General features: G+C 66.1%; 17 protein-coding genes and 1 pseudogene. 11 read left to right on the forward strand and 7 right to left on the reverse strand.

Features of this window, described 5'->3' with window-relative positions; genetic code table 11:
• Positions 1 to 51: 51 nt before the first annotated feature.
• The 3 genes from BXA07_RS20180 to bla are packed head-to-tail and all read left to right on the forward strand — an operon-like array spanning position 52 to position 3,211.
• Positions 52 to 447 carry a BlaI/MecI/CopY family transcriptional regulator gene (locus BXA07_RS20180; protein WP_076570241.1) on the forward strand — a complete coding sequence of 132 codons (396 nt, stop codon included), beginning with the start codon at positions 52 to 54 and terminating at the stop codon, positions 445 to 447.
• On the forward strand, positions 444 to 2,192 hold the full coding sequence (locus tag BXA07_RS20185) for a M56 family metallopeptidase (RefSeq protein WP_076570243.1): 1,749 nt from the start codon (positions 444 to 446) through the stop codon (positions 2,190 to 2,192). The genes BXA07_RS20180 and BXA07_RS20185 overlap by 4 nt, the downstream gene beginning before the upstream one ends.
• A gap of 59 nt (positions 2,193 to 2,251) precedes the next feature.
• The gene (gene bla, locus BXA07_RS20190; protein WP_076570245.1) at positions 2,252 to 3,211 is read left to right on the forward strand and encodes a subclass B3 metallo-beta-lactamase; all 960 of its coding nucleotides are present in this window, start codon (positions 2,252 to 2,254) and stop codon (positions 3,209 to 3,211) included.
• Positions 3,212 to 3,231: 20 nt separating this feature from the next.
• Here bla and BXA07_RS20195 read toward each other — a convergent pair whose 3' ends face one another.
• The 4 genes and pseudogenes from BXA07_RS20195 to BXA07_RS20210 form a co-directional block, all read right to left on the reverse strand.
• A complete protein-coding gene (locus BXA07_RS20195; protein WP_170909698.1) occupies positions 3,232 to 3,561 on the reverse strand; it encodes a tetratricopeptide repeat protein in 330 nt (109 codons plus the stop codon).
• Positions 3,562 to 3,726: 165 nt separating this feature from the next.
• Positions 3,727 to 5,598, reverse strand: coding sequence for a transthyretin-like family protein (locus tag BXA07_RS20200; RefSeq protein ID WP_076570248.1), 1,872 nt, complete (start codon positions 5,596 to 5,598; stop codon positions 3,727 to 3,729).
• A 108-nt stretch (positions 5,599 to 5,706) separates the two neighbouring features.
• Positions 5,707 to 6,237 carry an isochorismatase family protein gene (locus tag BXA07_RS20205; protein WP_076570250.1) on the reverse strand — a complete coding sequence of 177 codons (531 nt, stop codon included), beginning with the start codon at positions 6,235 to 6,237 and terminating at the stop codon, positions 5,707 to 5,709.
• A 169-nt stretch (positions 6,238 to 6,406) separates the two neighbouring features.
• A pseudogene (locus BXA07_RS20210) lies at positions 6,407 to 7,324 on the reverse strand (LysR family transcriptional regulator).
• 119 nt (positions 7,325 to 7,443) lie between these two features.
• On the opposite strand from BXA07_RS20210, the gene BXA07_RS20215 reads away from it, so the two are divergent.
• The 3 genes from BXA07_RS20215 (at position 7,444) to mmsB (ending at position 11,176) form a co-directional block, all read left to right on the forward strand.
• Positions 7,444 to 8,661: an ABC transporter substrate-binding protein gene (locus BXA07_RS20215; RefSeq protein ID WP_076570252.1), complete on the forward strand. Its 1,218-nt coding sequence runs from the start codon at positions 7,444 to 7,446 to the stop codon at positions 8,659 to 8,661.
• Between the two features lie 96 nt (positions 8,662 to 8,757).
• The gene (locus tag BXA07_RS20220; protein ID WP_076570253.1) at positions 8,758 to 10,272 is read left to right on the forward strand and encodes a CoA-acylating methylmalonate-semialdehyde dehydrogenase; all 1,515 of its coding nucleotides are present in this window, start codon (positions 8,758 to 8,760) and stop codon (positions 10,270 to 10,272) included.
• Between the two features lie 10 nt (positions 10,273 to 10,282).
• Positions 10,283 to 11,176 (forward strand): 3-hydroxyisobutyrate dehydrogenase, encoded by an 894-nt coding sequence (mmsB, locus tag BXA07_RS20225; RefSeq protein WP_076570255.1) that lies wholly within the window; start codon positions 10,283 to 10,285, stop codon positions 11,174 to 11,176.
• Here the strand turns inward: mmsB and BXA07_RS20230 are convergent.
• The gene (locus tag BXA07_RS20230; RefSeq protein ID WP_076570256.1) at positions 11,173 to 11,562 is read right to left on the reverse strand and encodes a DUF1090 domain-containing protein; all 390 of its coding nucleotides are present in this window, start codon (positions 11,560 to 11,562) and stop codon (positions 11,173 to 11,175) included. The two genes, mmsB and BXA07_RS20230, sit on opposite strands and share 4 nt — an antisense overlap.
• Positions 11,563 to 11,715: 153 nt before the next feature.
• Between BXA07_RS20230 and BXA07_RS20235 the strand changes: the two genes are divergently transcribed.
• The 4 genes from BXA07_RS20235 (at position 11,716) to BXA07_RS20250 (ending at position 15,738) form a co-directional block, all read left to right on the forward strand.
• A complete protein-coding gene (locus tag BXA07_RS20235; RefSeq protein WP_170909699.1) occupies positions 11,716 to 12,540 on the forward strand; it encodes a tetratricopeptide repeat protein in 825 nt (274 codons plus the stop codon).
• Positions 12,537 to 13,538 (forward strand): tetratricopeptide repeat protein, encoded by a 1,002-nt coding sequence (locus tag BXA07_RS20240; protein WP_076570259.1) that lies wholly within the window; start codon positions 12,537 to 12,539, stop codon positions 13,536 to 13,538. Before BXA07_RS20235 ends, BXA07_RS20240 begins: the two co-directional genes overlap by 4 nt.
• 68 nt (positions 13,539 to 13,606) lie before the next feature.
• On the forward strand, positions 13,607 to 14,821 hold the full coding sequence (locus BXA07_RS20245; RefSeq protein WP_076570261.1) for an AGE family epimerase/isomerase: 1,215 nt from the start codon (positions 13,607 to 13,609) through the stop codon (positions 14,819 to 14,821).
• Positions 14,818 to 15,738 (forward strand): carbohydrate kinase family protein, encoded by a 921-nt coding sequence (locus BXA07_RS20250; protein WP_076570262.1) that lies wholly within the window; start codon positions 14,818 to 14,820, stop codon positions 15,736 to 15,738. Before BXA07_RS20245 ends, BXA07_RS20250 begins: the two co-directional genes overlap by 4 nt.
• Positions 15,739 to 15,745: 7 nt before the next feature.
• On the opposite strand, the gene BXA07_RS20255 is transcribed toward BXA07_RS20250, so the two are convergent.
• The gene (locus BXA07_RS20255; RefSeq protein WP_076570264.1) at positions 15,746 to 16,816 is read right to left on the reverse strand and encodes a LacI family DNA-binding transcriptional regulator; all 1,071 of its coding nucleotides are present in this window, start codon (positions 16,814 to 16,816) and stop codon (positions 15,746 to 15,748) included.
• Positions 16,800 to 18,713 carry a glucokinase gene (locus tag BXA07_RS20260; protein ID WP_076570265.1) on the reverse strand — a complete coding sequence of 638 codons (1,914 nt, stop codon included), beginning with the start codon at positions 18,711 to 18,713 and terminating at the stop codon, positions 16,800 to 16,802. Before BXA07_RS20260 ends, BXA07_RS20255 begins: the two co-directional genes overlap by 17 nt.
• Before the next feature lie 345 nt (positions 18,714 to 19,058).
• Between BXA07_RS20260 and BXA07_RS20265 the strand changes: the two genes are divergently transcribed.
• Positions 19,059 to 19,366, forward strand: a 308-nt coding sequence (locus BXA07_RS20265) for a carbohydrate porin (RefSeq protein ID WP_139335669.1), incomplete at its 3' end; no start/stop codon positions are given.

Below are 19,366 nucleotides of genomic sequence, written 5' to 3' on the forward strand. Positions count from 1 at the left end.
GCTAGAAAAAAAGTTCTAGACATTGAGTTCTAGAATCGGTATTCTAGCGTCATGTTAAAACATACCTCCACTCCCCATCCCACGGCCGCCGAACTGGACCTGCTGCGCATCCTGTGGCGGCGCGGCCCGTCCGACGCGCGCGCCGTGTACGACGCCCTGGCCGAAGAGCGTGCCGACGCCAGCTACGCCACCGTGCTGCGCCAGTTGCAATTGATGCATGGCAAGGGCTTGCTGAGCCGCGACGAAAGCCAGCGGCCGCAGCTGTATGCGGCCGTCGAGGCGCAGGAAAAGCTGCAGACCAGCTTGCTCAAGGACTTGATCGGCAAGGTGTTTTCCGGTTCCGGCAAGGCGCTCGTGCTGACGGCCCTGCGCGAGCACGTGAGCGACGCCGAACGCGTGGAAATTGAAAAAATCCTGCGTGGCGACAGGGATGGCGGCCAGCCATGAGCTTGCCCATCATGGCCGCCTTCCTGCCTGCGCTGGGCTGGGTGCTGCTGTATTTCGTCTGGCAGGGCCTGTTGATCGGCGGCGCCGCCGCAGTGGGGCTGTGGCTGCTGCGCGACGCCGGGCCGCGCTGGCGCTATGCGCTGTGCGCGCTGGCCCTGCTGCTGTGCCTGGGCATGCCCGCCGCGCACTTGCTGGCCCTGCTGCTCGATGGCGGGCCGGCGCAGGCCCGCGCATCCGTGGCGGCGCTGCCCGCGTGGCGCTCCGCCGTCGCTGCCTGGCTGCCGGCCCTGGTGCTGGCCTGGAGCGCCGGTGTCGCCCTGATGAGCTTGCGCCTGTGCCTGGGCCTGGCCTGGGTCGGCAAGCTGCGCCGCCAGGCCGTGGCGGCGCCGGCCATCTGGCAGGCGCGCCTCGATGCGCTGGCCGTGCGCCTGGGCTTGCCAAGCCCGCTGCCGCTCAAGCTGCATGAGGGGCTGTCCGGTCCCGTCACGCTCGGTTTCTGGCGTCCCGTCGTGCTCTTGCCCGTCGCCTTGTTGAGCGGCATGCCGGTGGCGCTGGTCGAAGCCTTGCTCGCGCATGAACTGGCGCACGTGCGGCGCTGGGATTACCTGGTCAACCTGCTGCAAAACGTGGCCGAGGCGCTGCTGTTTTTTCACCCCGTCGTCTGGTGGCTGTCGGCGCGCATGCGGGCCGAACGGGAGCAGGTGGCCGACGCGCTGGCCGCGCAGGCGCTGCAAGACCCGCAGCAGCTGGCCACGGCGCTGCATGCCTTGTCCCTGCAGGCGGGGGCGCCGCGCCAGCCCGGCCTGGCCATGTCGGCCCGGGGCGGGGCGCTGCTCACGCGCATCCGTTCCCTGATGGCGCCCGCGCCGGCCGCCAGCGGCTGGAAGCTGGCCGTGCCCGCCTTGCTGCTGGCCGGCGCCACCCTGCTGCTGCAGGCGCAGGGCAAGCCGGCCGTCACGGCGGCGACGATTGCCGGCGCCGCTACCGCGATGCTGGACTTGCCCGTCAGCGCCAGGCACATGCTGGTGTTTGACGACAGCACGGGCCAGGTGCTGATGGCAAAAGACGCGGACGCCGTCGTGCCCATCGCCTCGATTACCAAGCTGATGACGGCCATGGTGGTGCTCGACGCGGGGCTCGATCCCGCTGAAACGCTGCGCATCGCGCGCGCCGACGGCGACTCGTCGCTGCAGCGCCACAGCCTGCTGGCCGATGGCGTGGCCGTGTCGCGCGGCACGCTGTTGCAACTGGCGCTGCTGCCATCCGAAAACCGCGCCGCCGCCGCGCTGGCGCGCACCTATCCGGGCGGCAACGCTGCCTTTGCGCAAGCGCTGCAGGCGAAGATACGCGCGCTGGGCCTCACGCGCACCACGCTGACGGACCCCGTCGGCAGTTCGCCCGCCAATACGTCGACGGCCAGCGAGGTGGCGAAGATCGTCGCGGCCGCCGCGCGCTACCCGGACATCGCCCGCATCACCAGCCACCCGCAAGCGAGCGTGGCCGTCGATGGCAAGTGGCGCACCCTGCACAACACCAATCCGCTCGTCGGCGGCAAGGGCTGGGACATTCTGCTGTCGAAAACGGGCAGCAGCCACGAGGCGGGCAGCTGCCTGAGCATGCGCATGCGCAGCGGCGGCAAGCACGTCACCGTGGTGCTGCTGGACGCCGACGGCGCGCAGCGGCGCTCGCTCGACGCCGGACACATCCGCGATACCCTGGCCGACAGGACCGGCCGCATGCATTGATACCCCCCCGGGCGCGCCGCGCGGCGGCCGCCTTTCTTTTTTACACTCTGGAGATGACAATGACACTATTGGCGAAGTTGATGCTGGCGACGGTTGCGACCATGTCGGCGGGCGCAGTACAGGCGAAGACGCCCGCGCCGGTGCAGGATACCCCCGTTAATTGCGACAATTGCAAGGAATGGAACGCCCCCGTCAAGCCGTTCAACATCTACGGCAACAGCTGGTATGTGGGCACGGCCGGCCTGTCCGCCGTGCTGGTGACGGGCCCGCAAGGCCATATCCTGCTCGATGGCGCGCTGCCGCAGTCGGCGCCCCTGATCATCGACAATATCAAGGCGCTCGGTTTCCGCATCGAGGATGTCAAGTTCATCCTCAATTCGCACGCGCACTGGGACCATGCGGGCGGCATCGCCGCGCTGCAGCGGGCCAGCGGCGCCACCGTGGTGGCCAGCGCCTCGGGCGCCCTGGGGCTGCAAAGCGGCACGAATGGCAAGGATGACCCGCAATACCAGGCCAGCCCTGTCGTGCATGTGGCCAAGGTGCACAAGGTCAAGGTGGTGGGCGAGGGCGATGCCGTCAAGGTGGGACCGTTGACCTTGACGGCCCGCATGACGCCGGGCCACACGCCCGGCGGCACGACATGGACGTGGACCTCGTGCGAAGGCCAGCGCTGCCTGAACGTCGTGTATGCGGACAGCCTGAACCCGTATGCGAGCGGCGATTTTACTTACACGGGCAAGGGCGCGGGCAAGGGCAGGACGCCGGACGTCTCGGCCGCGTTCGAAGCGAGCATCGCCAAGGTGGCCGCCTTGCCATGTGACATCATCATCCCCGTGCATCCGGGCACGACGGACGTGCTGGGCAAGGCCGCCAGGCGCAGCGGCACGGACAATCCCCTGGTCGATGCCGGCGCCTGCCGCGCCTATGCGGCCGAAGCGGGTGGCTTGCTGGCCAAGCGCCTGGCGAAGGAACGGGGCGAGGCGGCGCCGGCCGCCGCCGATGCGGCGCACGTCCACTAAACCGCTGTCGCGCGGGCTGGCTACGGCGCCGGCTGGCCCGGCGCGGCCTTGTGCAGGCGGTTGACGAACACGGTCATTTCCTTGACGGCCTGCAGGTCGCCCTGCTTGCGCGCCACCGCCAGGCCGGTTGTCCAGGCGGCCTCGGCCTCATCGGGTCGCCCCAATTGCTGCAAGGCCTTGCCCAGCAGCTTCCAGGCGGCGGAATAGCCCGGTTGCTGCACCGTGGCGTGCGCCAGGTGGACGGCGGCTTGCTCGGCGTCATTTTCCTTGAGGCAGGCGTCGCCCAGGCCAAAGCGCAGCAGGGCGCTGTCGCGTCCCTCGGCCAGCATTTTTTCCAGCTTTTCACGCATGTCCCGCTCCATTAATATGCAAGTTAATTCTTGCATATTAATGCCTGGGGCGTTTGTCCGCAAGCCTGTACGGGCCTTGCTGCCGCCGCCCTGTGGCGTATTTCGCTGCCCCGCCTTGCTCCTTTGCCGGCGCCTGTCGCAGCAGGGGGGATTTCTGGACTATGCCTACTTGCAATACAGCCTGTCGATGCTGTGCGCCGACGCCAGGTAATGCCGCGTCTGCCACGTAATCGCCACGCGGTAGGCGCACGGCGGGTCGAGCGCCACGTTGACGGGGAAGCCGCCATTGTTGCCCGATAAATGGGGGCCGCCGGCGCCGCCGCGGAACAGATAATTGCTGGGCGGCGGTGGCGGCGTGAAACTGGCGGCCGGCAGCGGTGGCGGCGGATGGGCGATGCCGTTGTTGCTGGAAATCGTGATATTGAAAAAGCGCAAATGCGGATGGTCTATCGTGTACAGGATATGCACGAGGCCGCCCGCGATGGGGTTGCAGGCATTGCTGCGCAGCTCTTCCAGGTCCAGCGCGACGATGACGGGCGAATTGTCGAAGACGATGGCGTCGAGTCCGTCCGTGGCGACGATGGCCAGGGTGGTGCCGTCGCGCACCTCGAAGCCCAGGCGGTAGCGGCGTATCGGTTCGCTCTCGGCCGCCGTCAGGCTGCGGCCCGCGTCGAGGATGGGCAAGCCGCCCGGCAGCTTGGCCGGATGCAGGCTGGTGATGGCGGGCGTATTGACGGTGAGTAAATCGAAGGTGCGCAGGAAGATGTTGGGCGCCACGTTGACGATGGCCGTCGTGCCGTCGCGCATGTCCACGGTGATGGGCTTGCCGTCCACGCGTATCCAGCCGCCCGGCTTCAGGTCGCCCGCATCGATGATCACCTGCGCCGAGTCGGCCAGGCCCAGTCCGTTCGTATAAAACACGTAGCCGACGAGCGTGCCGACGATTTGCGTCAGTGGCGCCAGACTGGCCGGGGCCACCGTGGGCAGAGCCGTCGGGTCGTCCGTGCCGCCCGGCCACGTCCATTCGCCAATCAGGAAGCGGTATTCGAGCGGATTGGCGGGCAAGGCGCTGTTGCGCAGCGGGCAATTGCCCTTCAGGGTGACGCCGCCGCCGAACACGTACGAGGCGCCGGCGCCGCCCGCATAGCCTTGCGCGGAAAAGCCCGCCGTCGAAGGAAACGGGTGGATGTCAAATACTTCCACCTGCTGCCAGTGGGGCACGCCTTCCACGTCGGGCGGCAGCACTTCTTTCGAGCACAATTCCACGCAGAAACAGTGGCCCACGTTTTCGCGGCCCGGCCGGCGGCCGTCGGCCTGCGTTTCCGACAGGATGGTCACGCTGCCCAACTGCGCCGTGAAATACACGTCGGGCCCGCTGGCAAATTCCACGTTGATGAAGGGCGAGAACGGCGTGAGCGTGAAGTCCGACGTCAGGTAATCGATGCGGAAGCGGCCCGTGGCGTCCGTCACCGCCTGGCCCAGCGCATCGTCCTGCAGCCAGTCCGCGTCGAACGCCCGCACGGTGGCGCCCGCGATCGGCGTGTGCGGCGCGTCGCAGGTGCGCAGCCGGCCGCAGATGGTCCAGGCGCCGAAGCGGGCGCGCACCAGGCACCAGAAGCGTTGCGGCAGGCAATAATCCCAGATGGCGAGGAAATCGTTGTCGACCTGGCGCCAGCGGGGCTGGAGGGTGGTGATGGAAAATTGCAGCGGCACGGGGTCTTTCGGCCCCGGTTTCACATGCGGCACCGTAGGGCACAGCACGTCGACTTCGACGGCTTCGCCCTGGTAATCGCCTTCCAGGGTAAAGCTGTAGTTGCCGTCGTCATCGGTGCGCGCTTCGGCCAGCAGGAAGGGCGCTTTCGCCTGTACTTCCTCGTCCGTGAGGATGGCGAAGGTTTCCTTGGCGCTGGCCACGGCCAGGGCGGTGACGTTTTGCGATTCGCGCGGGCGGTACAGGCGCACGATCACGTGCGACAGCGGTTCCGGACATTCGGCACAGATCAAGCCGCACAGCTTGCCCCGCAGGATATAGGCCATGATGGTTCTCCAGCTCGGTTGGACAGTTGCGCCGCTCGCCATGGCGGCGCTGTTACCAAGCTAGCAAATGGGTAGCCGATGGGCTTGATCCTGCTTAAACCTTGCGAGTTATTTGATCAGCGACAATATCTCGCGGAAGCGCGGATGCTTGCAATCGCGCAACCATTCAAAGGCCAGCATCTCCACCGTCACCAGCTGTGCGCCCAGCTTGCCGAGGCGGGCCAGCGCCGCGTCGCGGCTGGCAGCCTGACGCGAGCCGACGGCGTCGATGGCGATGATGACCTCATACCCGAGTTCGAGCAGGCCGACGGCCGTCTGCAGCATGCACACATGGGCTTCGCAACCGGTGACGACGATCTGTTTGCGCCCGGGCGGCAAGATCGCCTGCAAGCCGTCGGCACAGGCGCCGAAATGCGTCTTGTGCAAGGTGCGTTCGCACAGCGCGGCGATCTCGTCCACGTTGGGTCCCAGTCCCTGGCGGTTCTGTTCCGTGCCCAGCACGGGCACGCCGAGCAGGCGGGCGATCCTGGCCAGGCGCAGGTTTTGCGCCAGCACCAGGCCGGCGTCGTGGATGGCCGGCATCAAACGGCCTTGCAGGTCGACAATGACTAAAACAGCCTGGTTTGCATCTATCAGCATGGCGATCTCCTGAACACCTGCCAAAACCTACTGCGCGTCGGTAGTCGCGGCCTGCGATGCTCACTGTACCTTCGTACAGTTGCGCGTCTCGACCACAACTCCCTTCCGCTCGCTACGGTTTTATCAGGCGTTGTTAGTAATTAATATGTGGCGACAGTGTAGCGCGCAGTCAGCTTGGCCAGCTGGGCGTGGCCGTTTCGCCCATCAGATAGGCGTGATTCAAATCGATGGCGCCGCGCAGGTAGTTCCACAGGGCGCTGACGCGGGCGATGTTGCGCCGTTCGCTCGGTGAAATCATCCAGAAAGAGCGCACGAGGTCGATCTCGCCGTCGAGCACGGGCACCAGTTCGTTCGATTGCTGCGCCACGAAGCAGGGCAGGATCGCCAGCGCCTGGCCCGCGCGCGCCGCGTGGTACTGGGCGATGACGCTGGTGCTGCGGAACGCGCGCAGGGAATCGGGCGCCACATTGTCCATGTAGCGCAGCTCCGAACTGAAGACCAGGTCGTCCACGTAGCCGATGATCGGGTGCTGCGCCAGCTGCGCCACGCTGGTGATCGGGGCGTGGCGCGCCAGGTAGGCTGGCGTGGCGTACAGTTTCAGCCGGTAATCGGACAATTTGGTCACCACGTACGGGCCGGACAGGGGCCGTTCGATGGAAATGGCCACATCGGCCTCGCGTTTGGACAGGCTGACGAAACGGGGCACGGCGATCAGGTCCACGCTGATGTGCGGGTAGCGGCCGCAAAACGTCGCCAGGTGGGGCGCCAGCACGACGGCGCCGAAGCCCTCGGTAGCGCCCAGGCGCACCTGGCCCGACAGCAATCGGTTGTGTTCGCCCAGCTCCTCGGTGGCGGCAAACACCGTGCTTTCCATCGTTTCCGCGTATTCCATCAGGCGGTGGCCCTCGGGCGTCAGCTGGTAGCCCACGTAGTTGCGGTCGAACAGCTGCGTGCCCACCTGCTCCTCGAACTTGCGCATGCGTCGCTACACGGTGGAATGGTCGATGCCCAGCTTTTTCGCCGCGTCGACGAGGCCCGCGCTGCGCGTCAGTTCCAGGAAGACCCGTACATTGTCCCAATCGAGCACTTTGTTCTCCTTGTGCGTTTTTGCAAAGGAATTATGCATTAATTTCACTTGAGTGCATATTTTTACACATGCAGAATGCATCTATACATATAAAAAAAACCATTCACCTGGAGACACGCATGAAAAAAACCGTTCTGGCCATGGGCGCGCTGGCGCTTTCCCTGTCTTTCACCGGCGCGCACGCGCAGATTTCCGATGGCGTCGTCAAGGTCGGCATCCTGACCGACATGTCCGGCCCGTATTCGGCCATGGGCGGGCGCGGCTCCGTTGTCGCCAGCCAGATGGCCGTCGAGGATTGCCTGAAGGCCGAATGCAAAGGCATGAAGATCGAAATCCTCTCGGCCGACCACCTGAACAAGGCCGACATCGCCGCCTCCAAGGCGCGCGAATGGATAGACCGCGACAAGGTCGACGCCATCGCCGATCTGACCAATTCCTCGGTGGCCCTGTCCGTGCAAAAGCTGATGAAGGAGAAGGGCGGCATCGCCATGTTCAGCGGCCCGGCCACCACGCGCCTGACGAACGAGGATTGCTCGCCGAACGGCTTCCACTGGATGTTCGACACCTATTCGCAGGCGGCCGGCACGGCGGCGGCATTGACGAAACTCGGGCAGAAATCCTGGTATTTCGTCACCGTCGATTACGCCTTCGGCCATTCGCTGGAAAAGGACGCCAGCGACGTCGTCAAGCGCAATGGCGGCACGGTGCTGGGCGCCGTGCGCCATCCGCTCAACGCGTCCGATTTCTCGTCCTTCCTGGTGCAGGCGCAAGGGTCGAAGGCGCAGGTGATCGGCCTGGCCAACGGCGGCGCCGACACGGTGTCGGCCATCAAGCAGGCGCGCGAATTTCGCATCGGCAGCGGCAAGGACCAGCGCCTGGCCGCCTTGCTGGTGTTCCTCTCCGACGTGCACGCGCTGGGGCTGGACACGGCCCAGGGCCTCGTCTACGCGGACGGCTTCTACTGGGATTTCGATGAGCGCAGCCGCGCCTTTGCCAAGCGCTTCGAGGCGCTCAACAAGGGCGCCAAGCCGACCATGGTGCAGGCGGGCGTGTATTCGAGCGTCTACCACTACCTGAAATCGGTGGCGGCGGCGAAAAGCGACGACTCGAAGATCGTCGCCCAGAAAATGCGCGAGCTGCCCATCAAGGATGCCGTCATGAACAACGCCTCGATCCGCCCCGACGGCCGCGTCATCCATGACATGTACCTGGTGCAGGTGAAGACCCCGGCCGAATCCAAAGGCGCGTGGGATTACCTGAAAGTGCTGTCCACCATCCCCGCCGACCAGGCGTTCAAGCCGATGGATGCGGCGGCGTGCAATTTGGTTAAAAAATAATTTTCACCCCTAACGGCGAAAGGCTGGGGTCGGACCCTCAGGGTCCGACCCCGGAATCTGCTCTTGGGGTAACTAAACAATCACGGAGCCAAACAAATGAACCAAGCCCTCACCTCAGTTCCCGCCGTCCCCCTGCACATCGCCGGCAAGCATCACGCATCGACCAGCACGGAATGGCGCGACGTCGTCAACCCGGCCACGCAGGAAATCGTCGCCAGGGTGCCGTTTTCCACCCCCGACGAAGTCAATCTGGCCGTCGCCACGGCCAAGGAAGCATTTAAAACGTGGCGCAATACCCCGTTGGCGGCGCGCATGCGCATCATGCTCAAGTACCAGCACCTGATCCGTGAAAACATCGGCGCCCTGGCCGAACTGATCACCCGCGAACACGGCAAGACCTTGCCCGATGCGGAAGGGGAAGTGATGCGGGGCCTGGAAGTGGTGGAGCACGCGTGCTCGATCGCCACCCTGCAGCTGGGCGAGATCGCGGAAAACGCGGCCACGGGCGTCGATGTCTACAATATCTACCAGCCGCTGGGCGTGGGCGCCGGCATCACGGCGTTCAATTTCCCCGTCATGCTGCCATGCTTCATGTTCCCGATTGCCATCGCCTGCGGCAATACCTTTGTCCTGAAACCGTCGGAGCAGGACCCGTCGTCGAGCATGTACCTGGTCGAACTGATGTACCAGGCGGGCTTGCCGGCGGGCGTGCTGAACGTCGTGCATGGCGGTGCCGACGTCGTCAACATGCTGTGCGACCATCCCGACATCAAGGCCGTCTCCTTCATCGGCTCCACCCACGTGGGCACGCATGTGTACCGCCGCGCCAGCGAATCGGGCAAGCGCGCGCAATCGATGATGGGCGCGAAAAACCATTGCGTGGTGCTGGCCGACGCCAACAAGGAGCAGGCGATCAATAACCTGATCGGCGCCGCGTTCGGCGCGGCCGGCCAGCGCTGCATGGCCAATTCCGTCGTCGTGCTGGTGGGCGAGGCGCGTTCCTGGCTGCCGGAAATCGTCGCCCGCTCGCAAGCGCTGAAAGTGGGGCCGGGCAGCGACCGCACGGCGGACCTGGGCCCGATGGTGTCCAAGGCCGCCATGCAACGGGCGGAAAAACTGATCCAGGCGGGCGTGGACGAGGGCGCGCAGCTGCTGCTCGACGGCCGCGGCCACAAGGTGGCCGGCTACGAGGGCGGCAACTTCATGGGGCCGACGATCTTCTCGAAGGTGGCGGCGTCGAACGCCGTGTATACGCAGGAAATCTTTGGTCCGGCCATGTGCGTGGTCGAAACCGATACGCTCGACGAAGCGATCGCCTTCATCAACGCCAACCCGAACGGCAACGGCACCTCGATCTTCACCTCGTCCGGCTGGGCGGGGCGCAAGTTCCAGAACGAGATCGACGTGGGGCAGGTGGGCATCAACGTGGCCATTCCCGTGCCCGTCGCCTATTTCAGCTTTACGGGCTCGCGCGCGTCGAAACTGGGCGACCTGGGCCCGAACGGCAAGCAGGCCTTGTACTTCTGGACGCAGACCAAGACCGTCACGGCGCGCTGGTTCGCCCCGGACGATGGCGGCAGCGGCGTCAACACCACCATTGCGATGAAATAAGGAGGAGGCGATGAGCGCAAACATCGTTTTTATCGGCCTGGGCAACATGGGCCTGCCCATGGCGCAGAACCTCGTGCGGGCGGGCCATGCCGTGACGGGCTTTGACCTGGTGGCGGCCAGCGTGCGCCAGTTTGCCGACGGCGGCGGCCTCGTCTCCGACGACCAGGCGGCGGCGATCCGGGCGGCCGACATCGTCATCACCATGCTGCCGGCCAGCCGCCACGTGCTGGGAGCCTACCTTGGCGACACGGGTATTTTGGCGCAGGCGCGGCGCGGCACCCTGCTGATCGACTGCTCGACGATTTCCACCGAGGCGGCGCGCCAGGTGGGCCGCGCGGCGCAGGAGCTGGGCTTGCCCATGCTGGACGCGCCCGTCTCCGGCGGCACGGCGGGCGCCACCAACGGCACCTTGACGTTCATGGTGGGCGGCGACGCCTCCGCGCTGGATGCGGCGCGGCCCTACCTGGAGACCATGGGCAAGGCCATCTTCCACGCGGGCGGCTCGGGCTGCGGCCAGACGGTCAAGATCTGCAACAACATGCTGCTGGGCATACTCATGATCGGCACCAGCGAAGCGATACGCCTGGGCGTGGCCAATGGCCTCGATCCGAAAGTGGTGTCGGACGTGATGGCGAAAAGCTCGGGCCGCAACTGGACGCTGGAGGTGTACAACCCGTGTCCGGGCGTGGCGGAGAACGTGCCCGCGTCGCGCGGCTACACGGGCGGCTTCGGCGTCGACCTGATGCTCAAAGACCTGGGCCTGGCCGTGGAAAGCGCGCTGGCCAGCGGCGCGTCGGTGCCGCTGGGCGCCCTGTCGCGCAATCTATACAGTTTGCACAGCAAGGCGGGGGCGGGCGCGCTCGATTTTTCCAGCATTTATCAGCTGCTGGGCGAGAAAACTTAAGGTTGCTGGGCCTGCAGGGCGGCCAGTTCCGCCCTGGCTTTTTCCAGCTTGCCTTCCAGCTTGGCGATCTTCTTCGGCTCCTTGTTCGCTTCCTGGGCCAGGCGCAGCGAACGCTCCGTCTGGTTCACCTTCGCCTGCGCTTTCAAAACTTTCTTGTTGTGGCGTTCGATCAGGGTGCTGTCGCGGCAGTGGGCGTTGACTTCGTCGAGCGCGCGCGTCAGGCCCGCGACCTTGTCGGACAAGCCCTGTTCCTGGGCCTGGCGCAATTCGCTGCGGATGCTTTCGCGCTTGGCGGCGCAGCCCGTCAGCTGGGTGTCTGCGGCGCTGGCGCCCACGGAGGCTGTGGCGAGCAGCAAAGTCAGGGCGGTGGTGGCGAGGCGGTTCATGGCGTTCCTGGGTATGGGGTTGAGTTGATGCAATGTAAGCCGGCCTACGCCCCCTGTCAAACTTCGCCTACCGTGCGCGCCTGTCCCGCATGGCATCGGCTACCATGCGTGTTTTCTTCCTTTCGACACCGCCGCATGACCAGGAAATTACTGTTGTTGCTCCCTTTGCTAGTGCCGCTGCCTGTGCTGGCGCAAACCTCGCCCGCCTTGCTCGACCTGCAGTTGATCGCCATCAAGGCGCGGGCCGATGCGGCCAGCCATAGCCCGGAGAGCATCGCCGAATTTGCCGGAACCCGGCATGCGGCCGAAGCGGGCGACGTGGAGGCGCAACTGGAGCTGGCGCGCATGCTGCAGCTGGGCGTCGGCACGCCGCAAGACACGGCGCTATCGATGGCCTGGGTGCGCAAGTCGGCCGAAGGCGGATATGCGCCGGCGCAGGCAGCTTTGGGGCTGGCCTGCACGGTGGGCGGCAAGGTGCCCATCGACCGCGTGCAGGGCGAATATTGGCTGCGCAAGGGCGTGGCGCAGGGCGACGCACTGGCGCAAACCATGCTGGCGCTGGAATTCATCGATGGCGACAGCCCTGCCGAAGAACAGGCGCTGGCCATCAGCTGGCTGAAGAAGGCCGCGCTCGAAGAACACTTTATTCCTGCCTATAACGCGCTGGGCGAACACCTGATGCGCGCAGCCGCCGACGAGCAGGACCGGGGCGAGGCTTTCCACTGGTTTTACAGGTCGGCGCGTGAAAAGGAACCGGCCGGCATGCGCAACCTGGCCCGCGCCCATGAACTGGGCCTGGGCGTGGCGCAGTCGGACAAGCTGGCCCTGGTCTGGTACGAGCGGGCGGGATGGAGCGGCGACTTGCCCGCCATACGGCGCATGCTCGACGTGTACGTCAAGGGTGAACTGGGACAACAGGCGAATGCCGAAGACGCCGCCGAATGGCGCGCCAGGCTGGCGGAAAGCGAGAAGAAATGAAGACCATCGTATTGTTACTGACCCTGGCGCTGGGCCAGCCCGTGCTGGCGCAGCAGGAATCGACCAAGGAACCGCGCCAGCATCCGGCGCTGGCCGAATTCGACCTGTCCGCTCTCGACGCCATGCGCGCCCGCGTGCAGGCCGTGATCAACCGCCCGGCCGACCTGTCGCCGGAGAAGGTCGCCGCCTTCGACAAGATGCGCCGCGCCGCCGAAGGGGGCGATACGGCCGCCCAGCTGGAGCTGGCGCAGATGCTGCACGAGGGCGAGGGGACGCCGCGCGACGTTGACGCCGGCCTGGCGTGGATGCGGAAATCGGCCGAGGGCGGCCATGGCCCGGCGCAGGCATTCCTGGGCGTGGCCTATACGCTGGGCCAGGGCGTGGCCATCGACCGCACGCTGGGCGAATACTGGTCGCGCAAGGGCGCCGCGCAAGGCGTGGAACTGGCCAACTTCACGGTGGCCCAGCACTTTGAAAACATCCACAGCAGCCCGGAAGAACAGGCGCACGCGCTGCACTGGCTGAAGTTCTATGCCGAAAAAGGTTTTATTCCCGCCTACAATGAAATCGGCTACCGGCTGATGATGACGGCGCACGATGACGCGCAGCGCAGGGAAGCGTTCGGCTGGTACATGCGGGCGGCCAAGGCGCTCGATCCGCCCGGCTTGAACAATGTCGCCTATTCGTATGAAGTCGGGCGGGGCGTGCCGCAGAGCGACGAGGCGGCGCTGGGCTGGTATGAAATGGCGGCCATCGCGAAAAGCCCGCCCGGCCAGACGGGTTTTGCGCGCCTGCTGGAGCAGGGGCGCGGCGGCCCCACGCGTCAAGGGCCGGCGCCCCAGCCCTTCGAGCTGTATCGGCTGGCCGCGAAGCAGGGCGACCTGGAGGCGATCGAACGGCTGGTCAAGGTGTACGATCAGGGCGAGCTGGGACAGGCGACCGACCCGGCCAAGGCGGCGCTGTGGCGTGAAAAACTCAAGCCGGCCAGGACGCCCTAAGTGGACGAGACGGGGCGGAAACGGCATGCTATCATCATTGTTATCGATAACAATATCATGAGAGACCCATGAATCCCGATTTCCGCTCCAGGGAGATGCTCGAAGGGCATATCCTGCACACGATGCACTTCTACCACCCGCGCGCGTTTGACCCGAGCGGCGGCTTTTACCACTTCTTCCTCGACGACGGCACCGTCTACGACGCTGCCACGCGGCACCTGGTCAGCAGCACGCGCTTCATCTTCAATTACGCCATGGCGCACCGCCATTTCGGCGGCGACGATTACCAGGCGGCCCTGCGCCACGGCGTGGCCTTCCTGCGCGACGTGCACCGCGACCCGGCCACGGGCGGCTACGCCTGGCAGCTGAAGTGGCAGGATGGCGTCAAGATGGTGGAGGACGGCGCCAACCACTGCTACGGCCTGGCCTTCGTGCTGCTCGCCTATGCGCATGCCTTGCAGGCCGGCGTGCCGGAAGCGCGCGCGTATCTGGACGAAACGTTCGAACTGATGGAGCAGCGTTTCTGGCTGCCCGAACACGGCCTGTATGCGGACGTGGCCAGCGCCGACTGGAGCACGCTGGACGGCTACCGGGGCCAGAACGCCAATATGCACACCTGCGAAGCCATGCTGGCCGCGTTCGAGGCGACGGGCGAAGCGAGATATCTGCACCGCGCCGAAACGCTGGCGCACAACATCACGGTGCGCCAGGCGGGCCTGGCCAACGGCATGATATGGGAACACTACAAGCCGGATTGGTCTATCGACTGGGACTACAACCTGCACGACAAGAGCAATATCTTCCGTCCGTGGGGCTACCAGCCCGGCCACTTCACGGAATGGGCCAAGCTGCTGCTGATCATGGAGCGCCACGCCAGATTCATGGCGGGACCGTCGGGCTGGCTGCTGCCCCGTGCGCGCGCACTGTACGACACGGCGTTGGCCAGGGCCTGGGATGGCGCGCATGGCGGCATCCACTACGGTTTCGGCCCGCAGGACGAAATCTGCGATGGCGACAAATACTTCTGGGTGCAGGCGGAAAGCTTTGCCGCCGCCGCCGTGCTGGCCGCGCGCACGGGCGACGACGCCTACTGGCGCAGCTACGACAAGATATGGGATTACAGCTGGACGCACTTCGTCGACCACGAGCACGGCGCCTGGTACCGTATTTTGACGCCCGACAATCAGAAAATCAGCAACGAGAAAAGCCCCGCCGGCAAGACCGATTACCACACCATGGGCGCCTGCTATGAAGTGCTGAACGTGCTCAAAGGTGCCGCATGAGCGCCGCTTTCCCAGCCTTTGTGTCGGCCGGCGAGGCGCTGACGGACATGCTGCGCACGGGCGCGGACGCCTGGCGCAGCCAGGTGGGCGGCTCGACCTGGAACGTGGCGCGCGTGATGGCGCGCCTGGGCGTGCCCAGCGCCTTTGCCGGCGCCGTCAGCCTCGACGTCTTCGGCGACGCGCTGGCGCAAGCGACCGACGCGGCGGGCCTGGACATGCGCTTTTTGCAGCGCCGCGCGAAGTCGCCGCTGCTGGCCATCGTGCACGAACTGCATCCGCCCACGTATTACTTCATCGGCGACGACAGCGCCGACCTGCATTTCGACGCGGCGCAGCTGCCGGCCGGCTGGATGCAGGGCGCGCAATGGGTGCATTTCGGCGGCATCAGCCTGGCGCGCGAACCGCTGGCGGGCAAGCTGGTGGCGCTGGCGCAGGAACTCAAGGCCGCTGGCGTGAAGATCAGCTATGACCCGAACTTCCGCATCATGATGGACGAGCGCTACGACGCCACCCTGCGCCGCATGGTGGAGCTGGCCGATGTGGTGAAAGTGTCGGACGAAGACCTGGCGGGCCTGTTCCGCCACGACGACATCGACGGCGCATTCGCTACCCTGCGCGGCTGGAATCCGCAGGCCACGTATTTGTATACGCGTGGGTCGCAGGGCGCGGCCCTGTACCGGGGCGAGCAAGTCTGGCAGGCGGCGCCGCCCGTCATCGAGGTGGTCGACTCGGTGGGGGCGGGCGACGCCAGCATCGGCGGCTTGCTGTACAGCCTGATGTACCGGCCCGGGGCGGACGGCGGCCAGCACTTGCGCTTTGCCGTCGCGGCCGGGGCGGGCGCCTGCCTGGCGGCCGGCGGCTCGCCGCCGTCGGTGGAGCTGGTGGAATCGCTGGCGCAGCGCACGGTGGTGCGCTAAGGGCAGGTCAGCGGGGGCCGCATGCCCCCGTCGACGCCCGTTCCATCAAGGTGAACGCCATCAGGTGATGCGTGGCGGGCGCCGTTTCTCCCGCGCGGCGCTGGCGGATTTCATCGATGACGAGCTTGACGGCGGCGCGCGCCATGTCGGCGATGGGCTGGTGGATGGTAGTGAGCTCGGGCCAGACGGTGGTGGCGACGGGCGTGTCGTCGAAGCCGCACACGCTCAATTCGGCCGGCACCTGCAGGCCCATGCCGTGCGCCACGGCCAGGGTGGCGGCCGCCATGTCGTCATTGCTGGCGAAGATGGCGCTGGGGTGCGGTGCGTGCGCCAGCAGCCGGCGCGCCGCGTCCAGTCCCGAACGATACGTAAAATAGCCTTGCGCCACGCGCTGCGGCGGCACTCGCACGCCCGCTTCCCGCATGGCGTCCTCGAAGGCCTGGCGGCGCAGCAGGGCGGGCGTGTGCGCCGGGTCGCCCTCGATGAAGCCGATGTCGCGGTGGCCCAGCGCGAGCAGATGGCGCGTCATGGCCAGCGCGCCTTCGTAATCGTCGATGCGCACGGCCGAGACATCGGGCGAGGGGCGGGCCGTGGCCACGGCGATGGCGGGTATGCCCATCTGGTTCAGCTGCGCCAGCACTTCGGGCGAATCGCACAGGGGCGGCGGCACCAGGATGCCGTCCACGCCGGCCGCCACCAGGCAATCGATGCCGGCGCGCTGGCTGTCCAGGTCTTCGCAGCGTTCGAGCAGCAGCTGGCCGCCGCCCTGGCGGCACTGGTCCATGGCGCCGACGAGAAATTCGCTGAGGAAGGCCGCGCTGGGGTTGCTGTAAAGCAAACCGATGCGCAGGGTGCCCGTGCGGGCGGCCCTGGCCGCCAGGTTGGGCTGGTAGCGCAGGGTGGCAATCGCCGCCTCGACCTTGTCGCGCGTGGCCGCGCTGACGCTGGCGCGCCCGTTGATGACGCGCGATACCGTCATGGCCGACACGCCGGCCAGGCGCGCCACGTCGTGCACGGTGGCGCCGCTGGCCGTGTCCGGTGCGGGGGCGGCGGATGCCGCCTTACTCGAGGTGACCACCGAATTTCAGCTTGCCGCTGATGCGCATGCCGTGCAATTGTCCTACTTCCAGTTCAGCCGCACTGGTGCGCTGCGCCGTATCGCGCCGCGCCAGTCCCACCGACAGGATATCGAGCATCATCAGCTGCAGCAGGCGCACGATCATGGGCACGAAATTGAGATTGCCTTCCGGGTGGTTCAGGGTCAGCAGCACGTCGGCCAGCTTGGCCAGCGGGGAGCCGCTGGCCGTGATCGCCAGCACGCGTGCGCCGCAGGCCTGCGCCACCTTGACGGTGCGCAACAGCTCGGGCAGGGCGCCCGAGCGCGAAATGACCAGCGCCACGTCGCCCGGTTTCAGCATGGCGGCGCTCATTTCCTGCGCCTGCGGGTCGGTGAAGAAGCTGCTGACGATGCCCAGGTTGAGCAGTTTTTGCTGCATGTCGTCGGCCACCACGCGGGCGCTGCCCACGGCCAGCAATTCCACGCGCTGCGCGCCGCGCAGCAGTTCGATGGCGGCCGTCAGCGCTTTGACGTCGAGCATGTCGCGCAGGGCCAGCGCGGCCGAAGCGTTATTGCCCAGCACCTTGCGGGCCAGCTCCGCGTCGGAGTCCGAAATCTCCACGTGGCAGTGCGCCACCGTGATGGCGCCGCCCGTCAGGCCGGAAGCGAGCTTGAGCTTGAAATCGGCCAGGCCCTGCACGCCGATCGAGCGGCAAAAGCGCATCACGGTCGGCTGGCTGACGCCGACGCGCTGGGCAATTTCGGCAATCGGCAGGGTCAGCATGGCGTTCGGCTCCTTCAGCACCCAGTCGGCCACCTTGCATTCGGATGGGCTCATGCGGCCGCGCGCCTGGCGCACGGATTCGAGCACGGGGGCGCCGGAATGGGCGCGCTTGAGCTTTTGCGCGAGGATGGCGGCGATGCCGAGGAAAGTCGGCAGTTCGGCCGTGATCAGAAAGGTGGGAATCTGCGCCAGGTATTCGTTCAGGCGGCCCTTCTGCTCGAAGCGGGCGCGGAACTGCGACTGCTCGAACAGGGGACCCAGGCGCGGCACGATGCCCCCGCCTATATAGATGCCGCCCAGCGCGCCCAGGGTCATGGCCACGTTGCCGGCGATGGAGCCGAGGATGGCGCAGAAGCAGTCCACCGCTTCCAGGCACACTTCGCATTCGTTGTTCAGTGCGCGGCTGGTGATTTCCGCAGCCAGCAAGGGAAGGGCGTCGGGCTGGCCGGCGCGCTCCGACAGGGCGCGGTAGATCAGTTCCAGTCCCCGTCCGGAGGCGAGGCGTTCGGCCGAGACGTGCGACAGCTCGCGCCAGGCGAAGGACAGCACGTCCATCTCGCGCTGGTCGCAGGGGGCGAAGCTGACGTGGCCCCCTTCGCTGCCCAGCGCGATCCAGCGGTCTTCGGCCGGGATCATGCCCGACACGCCCAGGCCCGTGCCCGAACCGAGCAAGCCGATGACGCTGTCGGCGCGCGCCATGCCGCCGCCGATCTGCTGGCGCTGGTCCGGCCGCAGGTAGGGCAGGGCCATGGCCAGCGCCGTGAAGTCGTTTACGACCAGAAGCGTATCGAGACCCAGCGCGGCGCGCATGGCCTCGATCGAGAAGAACCAGTGGTGGTTCATCATGCGGATATTGTCGTCGTCGATGGGATTGGCGATGGCGATGGCCGCATGGCGCACGCGCGCCGAACCGGCGGCGCGCGCCTCGCTGCTGTCCATGTACGCGGTGATGGCGTCGAGCAGCGAGGCGTAGTCGTCGCAGGGCAGCACGGCGACGGCTTCCAGGTGGCCCTGGCGCGTCTCAAGCACGAAGCGGGCATTGGTGCCGCCGATGTCGGCCAGCAGGCGCGGGCCGTCGCTGAAGCGTTCCGCCGGGTCGCTGCCTGCTACTTCCATTTTTTCATCAATTTTCATGGCGGTGCTTTATCTCGTCTGCGTGCGCTGTCGTGGCGGCGCACTGTCGTTATGGGCAAAAACCAAGGATTTTAATTCGTATACGTCCCGCGTGCCGAAAAATGCAGCCCCGCCTTGCAGATGCTCATGTGGCGGGTGAAAAACGGGCACGTTGCCATGAAAGGCAGTGCCTGCAAACGGCAAATGCGGGCGCAAATAAAGTGTCGCAGAGTAGTCGTAGGATTACAACATAATATGTTGATATTTGTTCGTAGTATAGTTACTATGTCCCTGCTGGAAAGAATTCTGGCCAGTACATTCGGCCACGAATGACTAGATAAAAAATAACTACTGAGGAGACTTACCATGCTGCATCGCAACATGTTGAAGGCCGTGCTGAAAACACTGCCGGCTGCCATCGTCTTAGCCATCGCCAGCGGTTCCGCTGCCGCCGACCCCATGTATCCAAGTGACTCCGAAGGCTTCCATGGCTACCTGCGCGCCGGCGCCGGCAGCAACACCTCGGGCGACGGCGGTTCGCAAGGCTGCTTCGGTCTGGGCGGCAATACCATGAAATACCGTCTGGGCAATGAGTGCGACGCCTACACGGAATTCGGCTACACCAAGTCCGTCGCCCAGTCCGGCGGCGTGAACTACCTGGCCACCATCTGGGT

The sequence above is a fragment of the Janthinobacterium sp. TND4EL3 genome, from assembly GCF_900156175.1.
Taxonomy (GTDB): Bacteria; Pseudomonadota; Gammaproteobacteria; order Burkholderiales; family Burkholderiaceae_D; genus Janthinobacterium.

Bases quoted from the DNA above. Each gene is read 5' to 3' on its own strand.
- BXA07_RS20180 (WP_076570241.1), top strand. From the start codon at position 52: ATGTTAAAACATACCTCCACTCCCCATCCCACGGCCGCCGAACTGGAC.
- BXA07_RS20185 (WP_076570243.1), top strand. From the start codon at position 444: ATGAGCTTGCCCATCATGGCCGCCTTCCTGCCTGCGCTGGGCTGGGTG.
- bla (WP_076570245.1), top strand. From the start codon at position 2,252: ATGACACTATTGGCGAAGTTGATGCTGGCGACGGTTGCGACCATGTCG.
- BXA07_RS20195 (WP_170909698.1), bottom strand. From the start codon at position 3,561: ATGCGTGAAAAGCTGGAAAAAATGCTGGCCGAGGGACGCGACAGCGCC.
- BXA07_RS20200 (WP_076570248.1), bottom strand. From the start codon at position 5,598: ATGGCCTATATCCTGCGGGGCAAGCTGTGCGGCTTGATCTGTGCCGAA.
- BXA07_RS20205 (WP_076570250.1), bottom strand. From the start codon at position 6,237: ATGCTGATAGATGCAAACCAGGCTGTTTTAGTCATTGTCGACCTGCAA.
- BXA07_RS20215 (WP_076570252.1), top strand. From the start codon at position 7,444: ATGAAAAAAACCGTTCTGGCCATGGGCGCGCTGGCGCTTTCCCTGTCT.
- BXA07_RS20220 (WP_076570253.1), top strand. From the start codon at position 8,758: ATGAACCAAGCCCTCACCTCAGTTCCCGCCGTCCCCCTGCACATCGCC.
- mmsB (WP_076570255.1), top strand. From the start codon at position 10,283: ATGAGCGCAAACATCGTTTTTATCGGCCTGGGCAACATGGGCCTGCCC.
- BXA07_RS20230 (WP_076570256.1), bottom strand. From the start codon at position 11,562: ATGAACCGCCTCGCCACCACCGCCCTGACTTTGCTGCTCGCCACAGCC.
- BXA07_RS20240 (WP_076570259.1), top strand. From the start codon at position 12,537: ATGAAGACCATCGTATTGTTACTGACCCTGGCGCTGGGCCAGCCCGTG.
- BXA07_RS20245 (WP_076570261.1), top strand. From the start codon at position 13,607: ATGAATCCCGATTTCCGCTCCAGGGAGATGCTCGAAGGGCATATCCTG.
- BXA07_RS20250 (WP_076570262.1), top strand. From the start codon at position 14,818: ATGAGCGCCGCTTTCCCAGCCTTTGTGTCGGCCGGCGAGGCGCTGACG.
- BXA07_RS20260 (WP_076570265.1), bottom strand. From the start codon at position 18,713: ATGAAAATTGATGAAAAAATGGAAGTAGCAGGCAGCGACCCGGCGGAA.